We start from the raw sequence: 14,527 nt of genomic DNA, 5'->3' as shown, positions 1-14,527 counted from the left end.
CTTACGCCTCCAGCAGCGCCCGGATGCGGCAGATCACGCCGTCGGGCTGGAAGTCGATCACGGCCGCCCCGGCCAGCTCGGCGGCCAAACCGCGCTCGATCAGGCGCGAGCCGAAGCCGCGCCGTTCCGGCGGTTTGACAGGCGGGCCGTCTCGCTCAGTCCAGGTCAGATCGAGGCGGGGCGCGCCGGTCTCCGGCGCCAGGTCCCAGGCGATCTGGATACGCCCATCCTGCGCGGACAGGGCGCCGTACTTGACGGCGTTGGTGGCCAGTTCGTGCAGCGCCATGGACAGCGATAGCGCCGTCTTGGGCGACAGGCGGATCGACGGGCCGCTCAGCTCGAAGCGAACGGATCCGCCGTGCAGCACCGCGACGCGGGAGGCGACATCGTGCATCTCCGCGCCCTCCCAGTTCTCGCGGGTCAACAGGTCGTGCGCCTCGGCCAGGGCGACGATGCGGTTGGAGAACGCCTCCTTGGCCTCGTCCATATCGCGCTGGCCGTTGAAGCTTTGCGCGGCGATGGCTTGGATGGTGGCAAGGCTGTTCTTGACCCGATGGTTCAGCTCATTGACCAGCAGGCGCAGGTGCAGCTCGGCGCGCTTGCGCTCGGTGATGTTGACCACCGCCCCCAGGAAGCGACGCGCCCTGCCCTCGTCGTCGAAAATCACCTTGCCCTTGGCCGAAAGCCAGCGCTCGACATGGTCGTCGCGGCCGGTGACCCGGAACTCGATGGCGTAGTCGGCCCGGACGGCGGGGTCCAAGGCCCGATCGACCGCGTCCCGCACGCGGGGGACATCGGCCGCATGGGTGAACGGCGTCAGCGTCTCCTCGGTCACCGGCTCGCCCGGCGTTACGCCGAACATCGCATAGCAGCGGTCCGAGAGGCGAACCTCCCCCGTATCCAGATCGTGGTCCCAGGTGCCGACATCCGCCGCGTCGATGGCCAGGCGCAGCGTTTCTTCCTGGCGCACCAGGCGGTCGACCGCCTCGCGGCGATCGGTGACGTCGGAGACCACCCCGACGAAGCGCGTACAGACCCCGTTCTCGAAGAAGGCCTGGCCGAACACCTCGATCCAGCGCAAGGCGTGGTCATTGGCGCGGCGGATCCGGTAATCGAGATTGATCGTGCCCAGTCCGTGCGGATCGGTCGCCGCCGCCATCGCGTCCCGCACCGCGTCGCGGTCGTCGGGATGCACCAGCGACAGGAAGCGCGCGGTGCTGGGCGGCTCGTGCTCGGTCAGGCCAAAGATCGCCCGCGTGCGCGCGTCCCAGTGGCGTTGGTTGACATGGGGCCGCAACACCCAGCGCCCCAGGCCCGCCGCCTGGGCGGCCAGATCCAGGTCGACGCGCGCGGCCGCCAGTTCGGCCTCGGCCTGCTTTCGCTCGGTGACGTCGATGATGACGCCGGTGTTGCGGGCCGGTTGGCCGTCGGCGTCCAGATACGCCTTGCCGCGCGTGTAAACCCAGCGGATCGAGCCGTCCGCCTGCACCAGCCGATATTCCTCCGAGAAGGACCCGCCGGTCGCGGCCGACGCCTGGGCCACGGCGCGGACGCGATCACGGTCGTCGGGATGCAGGGCGGGGGTGAAGGCCAGCACCGGCAAGCCAGCTTCGGCCAGGGCCGGATCCACATTGTGCAGCTCGGCGTAGCGGGCGTCGGCATAGACCTTGTCGGCCTTCATGTCCCATTCCCAGGCCCCGACCACGCCGGCCACTTCGCGGGCCATCTGATAGCGTTCCTGGGTGGCGCGCAGGGTTTGCTCGGCCTTGACCGACTGGGAGATCTCGACCGCCGCCACCAGCACGCCGCCCACGCCGCTGGGCGCGGTCGCGTCCGGCACGGGGCTGTAGTTGACGGTGAAATAGGCGTCTTCCAGGACCCCGTGGTGCAGAACCTTCAAGGGCAGGCGATCGAACGCGAAGCCGCCGCTGGTCCCGGTCAGGATGTCTTCGTGCAAGCCGCGCAAAGCCGCCTGGAAGCCTGGCGAGGTGTCGTAGAAGCTCTGGCCCAGGGCGCTGGGATGGCGCTCGTGCAGGGCGGGCGCATAGGCGTCGTTGTAGATCAGGACCAGCTCGGGTCCCCAGCGCAGGGCCATGGGGAAGTTGCTGGCCAGGACGATGTCGGTGACCAGGCGCAAGGCCGGTGACCAGTCTTCACGCGCGCCGAGCGGCGTCTTGGACCAGTCGAACGCCAGAACGCGCGCGGCCATCTCGCCGCTCACGATCTTCGTCAAAGCAGGCGTGGCTCGCTGGCCGCCCTCGCCCATCCGCTAGATCCCCCCTCCGGCTCCCCCGACCGGCCCTGGCCGCAAGGTGACCTCATAGTGAAGGGGGATTCAAGCGTCGCCTTCGCGAAACCTCGCGGGCGCCAGGCGAAGACGCAGTCTTCGCCTGGTTTTCACAACCTACTGTAATCCCTTGGGATCAATCGATCGGCGACCAGCGCTTCTCGGCGGCCGCGGCTTGGCGCTTGGGGCCGCGAAACTCGTTCTGGGCAGGACCGGACTTCTGGCCCGGCTTGCCGGGGCCCTTGCCCTGACCAGGACCACGCCCCTGAGCCTTCTGGCCGCCTTCGGCGCGACCGCCACCACCGCCGCCGCCATTGCGGTTGCGCGGGCGCTTGCGGCGCAGTTCGGACGGGACGTCGTTGCGCGGATCGGCCTTGCGCGGATCAACGTACTTCTCGGCCGGGACCAGCTTGTCGGCGACGGCGGCGGCCGCGGCCAGCAGCTTGTCGTTGCGACGGTCGAAGGCCGGGATCGTCTGGCGGGTGGCCTTCTGGATGTCCTTCAGCAGGTTACGCTCGTCATCGGCGCAGAAGCTGATGGCGATGCCGTCCTTGCCCTTTCGCGCGGTGCGGCCGATCCGGTGGACATAGGCCTCCGGCACGTTGGGCAGCTCGTAGTTGATCACGTGGCTGACGTCGTTGACGTCGATGCCGCGCGCGGCGATGTCGGTGGCCACAAGAGCCCGCATCTCACCGGCCTTGAAGGCCGCGAGCGCGCGTTCGCGCTGACCCTGCGTCTTGTCGCCGTGGATCGAGGCGGCCTCGATGCCGGCGGCGTTCAGATACTTGGCCACCCGGTCGGCGCCGCGCTTGGTGCGGGTGAAGACGATGGTGCGCTCCACGCCGGGCTCGGCCAGGATCTCGGCCAGAAGCGGACGCTTGCGCTGGGCCTCGATGAACAGGATCCGCTGGTCGATGCGCTCGACGGTGGTGGCTTGGGGCGCGACCGAGACCTGCACCGGGTCGTTCAGCAGCTCGCCGGCCAGCTTGCCGATTTCGCTGGGCATGGTGGCCGAGAAGAACAGGTTCTGGCGGTTCTTGGTCAGCTGGGCGGCGATCTTGCGGATCGGCACCACGAAGCCCAGGTCCAGCATCTGGTCGGCTTCGTCGAGCACGAAGATCTCGGTGCCCGAGACGATGGCCGACTTCTCGGCCATGTGGTCCATCAGGCGGCCGGGGGTGGCGACCAGGACGTCGATGCCGCCGGCCAGGGCCTTCATCTGCGGGCCATACTTGACGCCGCCATAGATGGTGTGGACCGACAGGCCCATGTGGACGGCGTAGGCCTTGAAGTTCTCGGCGATCTGGGTGGCCAGCTCGCGGGTCGGCGAGAGCACCAGGCAGCGGAAGCCGCGGCGCGGGGCCGGCTTACGGTCTTCGGCCAGGCGCTGCAGGATCGGTAGGGCGAAGGCGGCGGTCTTGCCGGTGCCCGTCTGGGCGATGCCCAGCAGGTCGCGGCCTTGCAGCACCACCGGGATGGCCTGGGCCTGGATCGGCGTCGGCTCCTTGTAGCCCTTTTCGGCAAGGGCCTTCAGCAGCGGCTTGGCCAGGCCAAGGTCAGAAAATTGAGTCACGTGTGTTGGTTCTTTCGTGCCCGAAAGACAGCCCGCGCGTTCCGCGCACGGCTGGCCTGTCGGCTATCGTTCGGGGGAGCGCCCCGCGTGCACGGGCGATCGGGTGAGAAAATCTCTCAAGGCGCTCGACAGGCTGGCCCGAAAACGGACCCTCACGCGGCTGGAGCGCCAATAGCGTCGGAGTGACGCGAGGCGGATATCGGTTATCCTAGCGGGAAAGTCAAGTTTTGCGAAAATCCTCCCCCCAGCGGGGGAGGCGACGCGAAGCGTCGGAGGGGGAAGTTGTGCTGACCTTGCCCCTTCCCCCTCCGTCGTCTCTTCGAGCCGACACCTCCCCCGCGAGGGGGAGGATTGACCAGGCCGACCGCCCGCGCCACACCGCGCTCATGACCAAGCCCATCGTCCTCGTCGCCGCCGCCGCTCTGATCGATGTCGATGGCCGCGTGCTGATCTGTCAGCGCCCGCAGGGCAAGCAACTGGCCGGCTTGTGGGAGTTTCCGGGCGGCAAGGTCGAGGCCGGCGAGACGCCGGAGGAGTGCCTGATCCGGGAGTTGCAAGAAGAGCTCGGGATCAAGGTGGCGCACGCCTGCCTGGCGCCGTTTGTTTTTGCGTCTCACAGTTACGAGTCTTTTCACCTCCTGATGCCACTCTACTTGCTGCGTCGCTGGGAAGGCCAAGTGACGCGCAAGGAGCACGAGGCGCTGGCATGGGTGAAACCGGACAAGCTGAGCGACTATCCGATGCCGCCGGCCGACGAGCCCCTGGTGGCCTGGCTGCGCGACGTCCTCTGAGCGCGTTCTGGCGCGATCAATCGGGCGCGACGGCCGTCGAGGTCGGCGTGATCGTGGTGCTGATCAGCATCGCCCTGATCGGCGCCATCACCGTGCTGAGCGACGGCATCAAGACCGCCTTCACCAAGTCCGCCGACGCGATGGGCAGCTAAGCCCCTACCCCGCCTTATCGCCCGCCGGCTGTTCCTTCGTTCCCAGCGCATCGGCCAGGCGCATCTTGGCCGAGCCCGGCCGCAGAGGCTTCTGCTGGCTGTCATGCGGCGCCCAGCCGGTGACCGAGACGATCTCGAACGTGGCCGGAACCTTGCCGTCCGCCTCAGCGAACCTTTCTGCATAAAGCTCCATCGCCCGGAACAGCACCTTGCGGGTCAAGGGCTTGCGCGAGCGGTCCAGCAGCACGCTGGTCTCGCCCATTTGCCGAAGATCGCGCAGCAGCGCGATCGGGTGGGCGTAGCGCACCTTGACCCGATCGACATCCGCCACCGGCAGGGCGAAACCGGCGCGTTGCAGGAGGCCCGCCGCGTCGATGGCGTCGGCGAACGGCGAGACCCGCATCGTGGCGCCGTCGGTCAGCTCGGCCTCGGCCGCCAGCAGGCACTGGCGAAGCTCGGTCAGGGTCGCTCCGCCAAACAACGCGCCGACGAACAGACCGTCGGGCCTTAGCGCCCGGCGGATCTGGATCAGGGCGCCCACAAGATCGTTGGTCCAGTGCAGCGACAGGGTCGAGACCACCAGATCCAGCGTGGCGTCGCCGAACGGCAGGCGCTCTTCGTCGGCGACCACGCGCGCGGTGTCGCGGCCCGCCAGCATCCGCCCCGACAGGTCGGTCTCGAACAGCGCATCGATGTTGGCGCGCGCGTCGCTCTCGCTCAAGGCCTTGAAAAAATGACCGTTTCTCGCACCGAGGTCGACGGCGACCGGAAAGCGTCGCAGGATCGTCTCCAGCCGCATCACCACGTCCTGGGCGGCGCGGGCCTTCAGGAAGTCGGCCGCGCCGAAGTCGGGCGCGGCGCGGTCAAGGCGCCGACGGTGCAGGGTGCGGTCGAACAGGAGCGGAGAAGCGGTCATGCGCGCGGAACATGGCGATTCCGAACCGACATGGAAAGCCGCGACAGGCCGTCTGGTCCCTCATTTGCGCGGCCTGGGGCGCGGGCTGCTGGACCTGATCCTGCCGCCCGCCAGCCTGGACGGCCAGACGGCCCTGAGCGGCGGCCTGTCGCCGGCGGCCTTCGCCAAGGTGACCTTCATCGATGATCCGGTCTGCGACGGTTGCGGCCTGGCCATGGCCTATGTCGACGCCGCCGCCGAGCGCTGCCTGGCCTGTCAGGCCAAGCCCAAGGCCTTCGCCCGGGCCCGGGCGGCCTGTGTCTATGACGAGCACTCGCGCGATCTGATCCTGATGCTCAAGCACGCCGACCGCGTCGATCTGGCGGGCCTGTTCGCGCGCTGGCTGTCGAGGGCGGCGGGCGAGCTGCTGGACGAGGCCGACGCCATCGCGCCGGTCCCCACCCACAGGTCCCGGATGTTCAGTCGACGCTACAACCAGGCCGCCGAGATCGCCCGGCCGTTGGCGCGGATGGCGGCGCGTCCCAATCTGCCCGACGCTCTGGTCCGGCGGCGCGACACCCAGAGCCAGGGCGGCAAGTCCGCCTCGGGGCGGCGGCGCAACGTGGCTGCGGCGTTCGTCGTTCCGCCGTCCCGGCGAGGCCAGGTCGCGGGGCGCAAGATCCTGCTGATTGACGACGTCCTGACCACCGGCGCCACCGCCGAGGGCTGCGCGCGGGCGCTTCTGGCGGCGGGCGCGGCCCGCGTCACCCTGTGCGTCGTCGCGCGCGTTACAGAAATGCAGGCGCGTCCTATATGAGGACGTCGGAACACCAGCGAGTCACCTCATGGCCAAGGTCACCATCTACACCCGCCCCTTCTGCCCCTACTGCTCGCGCGCGGTCGCGCTGCTGAACGACAAGGGCGCCGACTTCACCGAGATCGAGGCCGGCATGGACCCGGCCCTGCGTCAGGAAATGATGCAGCGCTCGGGCCGCAACACCTTCCCGCAGATCTTCGTCGGCGAGCAGCACATCGGCGGCTGCGACGACATGATGGCCCTGGAAGATCAGGGCAAGCTGGACGCGCTGCTGAACGCATGAGCCCTCCTGCGCCGCTCCGCGTCGGGCTGATCCAGACCCGCACCCCCGCCACCCACGCCGCTGCGCTGGGCCACGTGGCGCCGCTGGTGCGCCAGGCGATCGCGGGCGGCGCAAAGGTCGTGCTGACGCCCGAATGCACCAACGTGGTGCAGAGGGACCGCAGCCTGCTGCTGCCGGCGCTGAAGACCCTGGACGAGGACCCGGTGGTGCTGGGCCTGCGCGAGATCGCCGCCCAGACGGGGACCTGGATCGCCATCGGCTCGGCCCTGGTGCGCCGCGAGACCGGCGACAAGGCCGCCAACCGCCAGGTCGTCATCGATCCGACCGGCGCGATCGTGGCCACCTACGACAAGCTGCACATGTTCGACGTGGACCTGCCGACCGGTGAAACCGCGCGGGAGTCCTCGGCCTATGAGCCCGGCGATGCGGCCGTGGTGGTCGACACGCCCTGGGCCAAGCTTGGCCTGACCATCTGCTATGACATGCGCTTCCCCGCCCTGCACAGGGCCCTGGCCCTGGCCGGCGCGACGGTGCTGACGGTTCCCGCCGCCTTCACCCGTCCCACCGGCGAGGCGCACTGGGAGATCCTGCTGCGCGCCCGCGCCATCGAGACCGGCTCCTTCGTGCTGGCCGCCGCCCAGGGCGGTTTCCACGAGGACGGACGCGGCACCTGGGGCCGCTCGATCGTGGTGGGGCCGTGGGGCGAGGTCATCGCCACGCTGGACCATGACGAACCCGGCGTGCTGCTGGCCGACCTCGACCTGACCGCCGCCGACAAGGCGCGCGCGGCGATCCCGGCCCTGAAGAACGCCCGGGCTTTCACCGGCCCGTGAGCGTCACCATGTCTAACCCATGATCAAGTACGCGCTCCGGTGCGACCGGACTCATGAGTTCGAAGGCTGGTTCGGCTCGTCGGCCGACTACGACGATCAGGCTGCGCGCGGCCTGGTCGAATGCCCCATGTGCGGCTCCACGGGCGTGTCCAAGCAGATCATGGCCCCGGCCGTCGCGGGCACCAAGGCCCAGCGGTCCGCCGAGCCCGCCGTCGATCCAAAGATGCGCGAGATGATGATGACGGCGATGGGCGAGGTCCGCCGGCACGTCGAGGACAATTTCGACTATGTCGGCGACGCCTTCGCCAAGGAGGCCCGCGCCATCCACGAGGGCAAGTCCGAGGAACGCGGGATCTACGGCGAGGCCTCCCCCGCCGAGGTCAAGGCGCTGGTGGAGGACGGGGTCAAGGTCGCCCCCCTGCCGCCGGGACCGCCGAAGAAGACGGACGTGAACTGAGGCCTCAGTCCCCGAAGGTCCGTCGCCGGCCGGCGCGGATGGGCCGTTCATGCTCCAAGGCCAGGGCCAGGGTCGGGACGCCCGCGGCGTCTCTCAGGATCTGCACCGAGATCGCGCAGTCATAGGGCTCGCCGTTCTTGCGGTAGTTGCGGATGACCACGGTCGAGCGATCGTCGCGGCGGATGGCGCGCGCCAGGGCCTTGCGGGCCGCCAGGGTGGTGCCCGCCCCCTGAAGCATGCGCGGTGTGCGCCCCACCATCTCGGACGGCGCATAGCCGGTCATGCGCTGGGCGGCGGCGTTGCTGAACAGGATCGTCGGACCGGTGGCCGAGAAGTCCACATCGGTGATGACGACGGCGGTGTCACTGTCGGCGTACTGGCGCGCCAGGTGGTTCAACATCGGTTTCTCCGCTGCCCTCCAGCATCGGCTCGCGCAATTAACGCATGATTAACTCCTCAAAATCGCAGACAAAACAGCGCCCAGATGCGGCCAGGTGTCGCGACCGGCCGCCCCGCCGCGGTTCAATTATGGTTTTGTTTACGCCCAACGCTGTTCCGTGAAACTCCATCGTAATCAGCGAGCGGGAACCACACGTGGCCGAGATCAACACGATCGAAGAGCGCCTGGAGTTCATGGGGCTGGACGCCAAGGCCCGGACCCGCGTGTCGGCCATCGGCCCGACGATCAAGGCCCGCCTCAGCCCGGCGATGGACGGGTTCTACACCAAGGTGCGCAGCAACCCGGCCACCATCCGCTTCTTCCCGAATGAGGCGGCGATCGAGCACGCCAAGCAAAAGCAGGTCGCCCACTGGGAGCGGATCCTCACCGGCCAGTTCGACCAGCGCTATGTGCAGGCGGTGACCACCATCGGCCAGGTCCACGCCCGCATCGGCCTGGAGCCGCGCTGGTACATCGGCGGCTATGCGGTCGTGGTCGAGAGCCTGATCGACGCCCTGGTCAAGGCCCGCTGGCCGCGCGGCCTGCTGATGAGCAAGGGGCCCGATCCGTCGGAGGTCTCGGCCGAGCTGGGCGCGCTGGTCAAGGCGGCGATGCTCGACATCGACTACGCCCTGTCGGTCTATCTGCAGGCCGCCGAGGAGGCGCGCCGCAAGGCCGAGATCGAGGCGATCCGAACCGAGCGGGAGTCGATCGTCAAGAGCGTGGGCCAGGCGCTGTCGGCGCTCAGCGACGGCCTGCTGAACTATCGGCTGAACGACGACCTGCCCGCCGAGTACGCCCAGCTGCGCGAGGACTTCAACGCCGCGATCCAGACGCTGGAAGCGACCATCCAGGGCATCGCCGGGGCCTCGGCCAATGTCGAACGCGGCTCGGTGGAGATCGCCCAGGTCTGCGAGGACCTGACCGCGCGCACCGAGCGCCAGACCTCTGACATCGTCAAGGCCGCCGGCGCGATCGACGAGATCACCAAGGCGGTGAAGACCAGCGCCCAGGGCGCCAAGCAGGTGGCCGCCTCGGCGTCCACCGCCCGCAGCAAGGCCGAGCTATCCAGCGACCTGGTGCGCGACGCCGTCTCGGCGATGGACGAGATCGAGAAGGGCGCGGGTCAGATCGCCCAGATCATCGGGGTGATCGACGAGATCGCCTTCCAGACCAACCTGCTGGCGCTGAACGCCGGGGTCGAGGCGGCGCGGGCGGGCGAGGCCGGGCGCGGTTTCGCGGTCGTCGCCCAGGAGGTGCGGGCCCTGGCCCAGCGCTCGGCCGAAGCGGCCAAGGAGATCAAGTCGGTCATCGCCCAGAGCACCACCCAGGTCACGCGGGGCGTCGAGCTGGTGGGTCGCACGGGCGAGGCGCTGATCGACATCACCGGCCAGATCTCGGAGATCGACACCCTGATCCAGGGCATCGCCGATGCGGCCTCGGGTCAGGCCGCCAATCTGGGCGACGTGAACGGGGTGATGAATCAGATGGACGCCACGACCCAGCAGAACGCCCAGCGCGTGATGCAGGCCACCACCGAGGCGGCCACTCTGCGACGCGGCGCCGGCGAACTGGCGGCGCTGGTGGCGGGCTTCGAGACCAGCCCGGTCGGCGCCCGAGCCGCGTCGCCTCGGGCGGCGGCCTGACGGAGCCACCCTACTCCCCGGCCTCCCCGGCCTCCCCGGCCTTCGCCGGGGGAATCGGAGGATTAAGCGCCCCCTACCCCGACCTCCCCGGCGAACGCCGGGGCCCAGATACATCCGGAGCGGTTGGGGTGTTCGCGCCTACGGCCTCAGCTAACCTGCAGACACCAGAGGGTTCGATCTGGACCCCGGCGTTCGCCGGGGAGGTCGGTTGAGAGAACCGGCCTAGAACCGCGTCTTGCAGCCCTGCTTCAGATGCACCCCGCGCAGGAAGCCGCGGCGGGCCAGCCCTGCGTCGACGGCGGCGTTCATCTGGCGGTCGGCGGGGGCGGCGCCGGTGACTTCGCGCACCAGGCCCCGGAACGGGATGATGCTGTTGATCAGGGTCTTGCCGCCGGCCTCGGCCAGCTTGCCGGCGCGGTTCTCGGCGTATTCGGCGCCGACCACATAGTCGGGACCCAGCACCGCGTTCAGCGCCTTCACCTCATTGGCCAGGGCCTGGCACGACTTGAGGCCCTTCAGGCTGTAGGGATCGTCGAAAGCCTTGGCCAGCACCGGCGGAACCTCGCGCTTGGACAGGCCGACGTCGCGCACCGGCTGGCTGCCGATATCGACGGCCTTCTTGCCCGCCTCGCCCCAGCGGCCGGAGGGCTCGTCGGGCTTGGCCGGCGGCTTGACCTGGGCCTGGGCCGTGGAGGCCAGCAACAGGGCGGCGGCCCCGGCCATGATCAAAAGCTTCTTCGGCATGAAAAACGCCCTCCCGACAAAACACGCAGCGGGAACGGCAAGCCTCGCCGCCGGTTCCCGCCCGCAAGTCCCTCAGCGCGAACTTTAAGGTCCGTACACGATCCTTGGCCATCCCAAAGCGTGTCATCCCGGCCGGACCCCGGCGGAAGCCGGGGGGAGAGCCGGGACCGCCGGAAACGCCGCGCTTGCCACGGTCCCGGATAGCCTCTGCGAGGCTTCCGGGATGACAGGCGTTTGATCGGTTGGGCGCCCCCCCTAGTTCGGCGCGCCGCCCGCCTCCAGGTCGAACGCGGCGTCAAAGGCGTCGTCGCTGGGGACCGCCCCTTCCAGGGCGGCGTCGAACAGGTCCTCCAGCGAGGACCAGATGAAGGCCATCTGCTCCATGATCGTCGGGACGCTGGCCGGATCGAAGCCCGGATAGAGGTCTTCCACCAGCCACAGGCCGGTGCCGGGATCGAAGGCGAAGCGGCAGCCGATCAGTCGGAACTGGGCCCTCGCCATGGTCTCGAACAGGGCGGTCAGGTCGCGGGCGGCGTCCAGGTCTTCATGGTCCAGCACCAGACAGCGGATCTGCAGCCAGCCATGATCGGGCAGCAGATAGAAGGCGCCCTCGTCCTGGTCCTCGCCGGAGACCTCAAGCCCCCGGTCGATGGCTTCGACCATATAGCCCGCCGCGCTGCAGGTGTCGGTCAAGGCGGCCAGCACAGCGGCTTCCTGGTCGGGCGTGAGGTCGGTCATGGCCGGAGGTGTCCAAGTGGTTGTTCGTCGCCGGCTTCTAGCATGGACCGCGCCGCGCTCGCGCCTGTGACGCGCACGATTCCATAACGGGTCGGACAACCTACTTGCCGTCGCCACATGTTAGCGCTACCAAGTGCCGACGAACGCGCGCCGCCGACGGTGTCGGCGCTTCAGACGCTCGAGTTTTGGGGAGACGACGCCGTGGGCGTGAGTGAATTCCTGCCGGAAGATTGGAAAGCCGCGACCCTGCTGGGACGCATCGACTTTGGCGAAGGCCCGACGCCCGTGCTGGTGCGCGGCGGCCGCGTCGAGGACGTCTCGAAGATCGCCCCCACCTTGGCTGACCTCATGAACGCCTTTGCTCCCGGCGCGGCGATCCCGCGCGGCGAGGACAAGGGTCCGCTGGAAGCCCTGGACATCCGCCCCGTCTGGGAAGACCCCGACGGCGCCGCGCCGGTCAAGCTGTTGGCCCCCGTCGATCTGCAATGCCTGAAGGCCGCCGGCGTGACCTTCGCGGTCTCGACCCTGGAGCGGGTCATCGAGGAGCGCGCGCGCGGCGACGCCGCCGCCGCCCTGAAGATCCGCGAGCAGCTGTCGGCCAGCATGGGCGGCGACCTCAAGAGCGTGGATCCGGGCTCGGAGGGCGCCGAACGCCTGAAGCAGACCCTGATCAAGGACGGCCTGTGGTCGCAGTATCTGGAAGTGGCCATCGGCCCCGACGCCGAGATCTTCACCAAGGGCCCGACGCTGTCGTCGATGGGCTGGGGCGATCAGGTCGGCGTGCGCAGCGACAGCCACTGGAACAACCCCGAACCCGAGGTCGTGCTGCTGTGCGACGGTTCGGGCCTGATCCGCGGCGCGGCGCTGGGTAACGACGTCAACCTGCGTGACTTCGAAGGCCGCAGCGCCCTGCTGCTCAGCAAGGCCAAGGACAACAACGCCTCTTGCGCCATCGGTCCGTTCTTCCGCCTGTTCGACGAGACCTTCGGCCTGGACGACGTCCGCTCGGCCGAGGTCGAACTGAAGATCACCGGCCGTGACAACTTCGTGCTCGACGGCAAGTCGAACATGAGCCTGATCAGCCGCGATCCGGCCGTGCTGGCCGGCCAGGCCTATGGCAAGCAGCACCAGTATCCGGACGGCTTTGTGCTGTTCCTGGGCACCATGTTCGCCCCGATCCAGGATCGCGACACCCCCGGCCAGGGCTTCACCCACAAGGTCGGCGACCGCGTGCGGGTCTCGACGCCCAAGCTGGGCGTGCTCGAGAACGAGGTCACCACCTGCGACAAGGCCAGGCCCTGGACGTTCGGCATCTCGGCCCTGATCCGCAATCTGGCCGGTCGCGGCCTGCTCTAACTTTCCTGTTTCAACGGATCTTCCTCACGCGAACCGGTCCCCACCGCGCTTGAACATCCTAGCCAAGGACTATCGGTACATGACCGACACCCTGCGCCACTACATCGGCGGCGAACGCGTCGCCGCTGACGCGCCGGCCGAGAGCCTCAACCCGTCGAACACCAACGACGTCGTCGCCAAGGTCCCGATGGGCGGCCAGGCCGAGGTCGACGCCGCCGTCGACGCGGCCAAGAAGGCCTTCCCGGCCTGGGCCGACGCCTCGCCGGAAGTGCGCTCGGACCTCCTGGACAAGGTCGGCTCGACCATCATCGCCCGCAGCGCCGACATCGGCCGCCTGCTGGCCCGCGAAGAGGGCAAGACCCTGGCCGAAGGCGTCGGCGAGACCGTCCGCGCCGGCCGTATCTTCAAGTACTTTGCGGGTGAGGCCCTGCGCCGTCACGGCCAGAACCTGGAAAGCACCCGTCCGGGCGTCGAGATCCAGACCTATCGCCAAGCGGTCGGCGTCTATGGCCTGATCACGCCCTGGAACTTCCCGATCGCCATCCCCGCCTGGAAGGCCGCCCCGGCGCTGGCCTTCGGCAACACCGTAGTGATCAAGCCGGCCGGCCCGACGCCCGCGACGGCCAACGTGCTGGCCGACATCATGGCCGAGTGCGGCGCTCCGGCCGGCGTGTTCAACATGCTGTTTGGCCGCGGCTCGATGGGCGACGCGCTGATCAAGCACAAGGACGTGGACGGGATCTCGTTCACCGGCTCGCAGGGCGTGGGCGCGCAGGTCGCCGCCGCCGCCATGGCCCGTCAGGCTCGCGTCCAGCTGGAGATGGGCGGCAAGAACCCGCTGATCGTGCTGGACGACGCTGATCTGGAACGCGCGGTCGCCATCGCCCTGGACGGCTCCTACTTCGCCACCGGCCAACGCTGCACCGCCAGCTCGCGCCTGATCGTCCAGGACGGGATCCACGACAAGTTCGTGGCCCTGCTGGCCGAAAAGGTCGCCGCCCTGCGCGTCGGCGATGCTCTGGACCCCAACACCCAGATCGGCCCGGCCGTCTCCGAAGACCAGATGGAGACGAGCTACAAGTACATCGACATCGCGACGTCCGAAGGCGGCCGCGTGGTCACCGGCGGCGACCGCATCAAGCTCGACAATCCGGGCTGGTACGTGCGTCCGACCCTGATCGCCGACACCGAGGCCGGCATGCGGATCAACAACGAGGAGGTCTTCGGCCCCGTCGCCTCGACCATCCGGATCAAGAGCTACGAAGAGGCGCTGGAGATCGCCAACGGCGTCGAGTTTGGCCTGTCGGCCGGCATCGCCACAACCTCGCTCAAGCACGCCCGCCACTTCCAGCGCTATGCGCGCGCGGGCATGACCATGGTCAACCTGGCCACCGCCGGCGTCGACTATCACGTGCCGTTCGGCGGCACGAAGAGCAGCTCGTACGGGGCCCGCGAACAGGGCTTCGCGGCGGTCGAGTTCTTCACCCAGACCAAAACCTCCTACTCGTGGTCGTAA

The 14,527-nt window shown here is 68.8% G+C and carries 15 protein-coding genes; 9 read left to right on the top strand and 6 right to left on the bottom strand.

From position 1 onward, the window contains the following. Position 1 precedes the first annotated feature (1 nt). Together CA606_RS04020 and CA606_RS04015 are read right to left on the bottom strand one after the other, a co-directional pair. The gene (locus tag CA606_RS04020; RefSeq protein WP_096052283.1) at positions 2-2,266 is read right to left on the bottom strand and encodes a sensor histidine kinase; all 2,265 of its coding nucleotides are present in this window, start codon (positions 2,264-2,266) and stop codon (positions 2-4) included. Positions 2,267-2,423: 157 nt separating this feature from the next. Further along, positions 2,424-3,860 (bottom strand): DEAD/DEAH box helicase, encoded by a 1,437-nt coding sequence (locus tag CA606_RS04015; protein WP_096052284.1) that lies wholly within the window; start codon positions 3,858-3,860, stop codon positions 2,424-2,426. A 386-nt stretch (positions 3,861-4,246) separates the two neighbouring features. On the opposite strand from CA606_RS04015, the gene mutT reads away from it, so the two are divergent. Continuing rightward, the gene (mutT, locus tag CA606_RS04010) at positions 4,247-4,651 is read left to right on the top strand and encodes an 8-oxo-dGTP diphosphatase MutT (protein WP_096052285.1); all 405 of its coding nucleotides are present in this window, start codon (positions 4,247-4,249) and stop codon (positions 4,649-4,651) included. Then, positions 4,630-4,803, top strand: a complete 174-nt coding sequence (locus tag CA606_RS04005; RefSeq protein ID WP_010918717.1) for a Flp family type IVb pilin — start codon at positions 4,630-4,632, stop codon at positions 4,801-4,803. Before mutT ends, CA606_RS04005 begins: the two co-directional genes overlap by 22 nt. 4 nt (positions 4,804-4,807) lie before the next feature. On the opposite strand, the gene CA606_RS04000 is transcribed toward CA606_RS04005, so the two are convergent. Beyond that, on the bottom strand, positions 4,808-5,719 hold the full coding sequence (locus CA606_RS04000) for a methyltransferase domain-containing protein (protein WP_096052286.1): 912 nt from the start codon (positions 5,717-5,719) through the stop codon (positions 4,808-4,810). Here CA606_RS04000 and CA606_RS03995 point away from each other — a divergent pair. From CA606_RS03995 to CA606_RS03980, 4 genes are read left to right on the top strand one after another with little or no spacing between them, the layout of a single operon-like run. Further along, complete coding sequence (locus CA606_RS03995; protein WP_096052287.1) at positions 5,718-6,515, top strand: ComF family protein; 798 nt, start codon at positions 5,718-5,720, stop codon at positions 6,513-6,515. The genes CA606_RS04000 and CA606_RS03995 overlap by 2 nt on opposite strands. Positions 6,516-6,543: 28 nt before the next feature. Further along, a complete protein-coding gene (gene grxC / locus CA606_RS03990) occupies positions 6,544-6,798 on the top strand; it encodes a glutaredoxin 3 (protein WP_096052288.1) in 255 nt (84 codons plus the stop codon). Then, entirely contained in the window at positions 6,795-7,631 is an 837-nt protein-coding gene (locus tag CA606_RS03985) for a carbon-nitrogen hydrolase family protein (protein ID WP_096052289.1), read from the top strand. Before grxC ends, CA606_RS03985 begins: the two co-directional genes overlap by 4 nt. 19 nt (positions 7,632-7,650) lie before the next feature. Continuing rightward, positions 7,651-8,088 carry a DUF1178 family protein gene (locus CA606_RS03980; protein WP_096052290.1) on the top strand — a complete coding sequence of 146 codons (438 nt, stop codon included), beginning with the start codon at positions 7,651-7,653 and terminating at the stop codon, positions 8,086-8,088. A gap of 4 nt (positions 8,089-8,092) precedes the next feature. On the opposite strand, the gene CA606_RS03975 is transcribed toward CA606_RS03980, so the two are convergent. After that, complete coding sequence (locus CA606_RS03975) at positions 8,093-8,488, bottom strand: PAS domain-containing protein (protein WP_096052291.1); 396 nt, start codon at positions 8,486-8,488, stop codon at positions 8,093-8,095. A gap of 194 nt (positions 8,489-8,682) precedes the next feature. Here CA606_RS03975 and CA606_RS03970 point away from each other — a divergent pair, with 194 nt between their 5' ends. Beyond that, a complete protein-coding gene (locus CA606_RS03970; RefSeq protein WP_096052292.1) occupies positions 8,683-10,173 on the top strand; it encodes a globin-coupled sensor protein in 1,491 nt (496 codons plus the stop codon). A gap of 222 nt (positions 10,174-10,395) precedes the next feature. Here the strand turns inward: CA606_RS03970 and CA606_RS03965 are convergent, their stop codons facing one another. Further along, a complete protein-coding gene (locus tag CA606_RS03965; RefSeq protein ID WP_096052293.1) occupies positions 10,396-10,917 on the bottom strand; it encodes a hypothetical protein in 522 nt (173 codons plus the stop codon). Between the two features lie 255 nt (positions 10,918-11,172). Further along, positions 11,173-11,655: a hypothetical protein gene (locus tag CA606_RS03960; RefSeq protein WP_096052294.1), complete on the bottom strand. Its 483-nt coding sequence runs from the start codon at positions 11,653-11,655 to the stop codon at positions 11,173-11,175. 201 nt (positions 11,656-11,856) lie between these two features. Between CA606_RS03960 and CA606_RS03955 the strand changes: the two genes are divergently transcribed. Beyond that, the gene (locus CA606_RS03955; RefSeq protein ID WP_096053881.1) at positions 11,857-13,011 is read left to right on the top strand and encodes a fumarylacetoacetate hydrolase family protein; all 1,155 of its coding nucleotides are present in this window, start codon (positions 11,857-11,859) and stop codon (positions 13,009-13,011) included. Between the two features lie 79 nt (positions 13,012-13,090). Next, the gene (locus CA606_RS03950) at positions 13,091-14,527 is read left to right on the top strand and encodes an aldehyde dehydrogenase family protein (protein ID WP_096053882.1); all 1,437 of its coding nucleotides are present in this window, start codon (positions 13,091-13,093) and stop codon (positions 14,525-14,527) included.

Origin of the sequence: Caulobacter vibrioides (assembly GCF_002310375.3) — a bacterium.
Classification (GTDB): Bacteria; Pseudomonadota; Alphaproteobacteria; order Caulobacterales; family Caulobacteraceae; genus Caulobacter; species Caulobacter vibrioides_D.
Note: the sequence above shows the minus strand (reverse complement) of the source record. Positions and strands in the feature narration are given on the sequence as shown.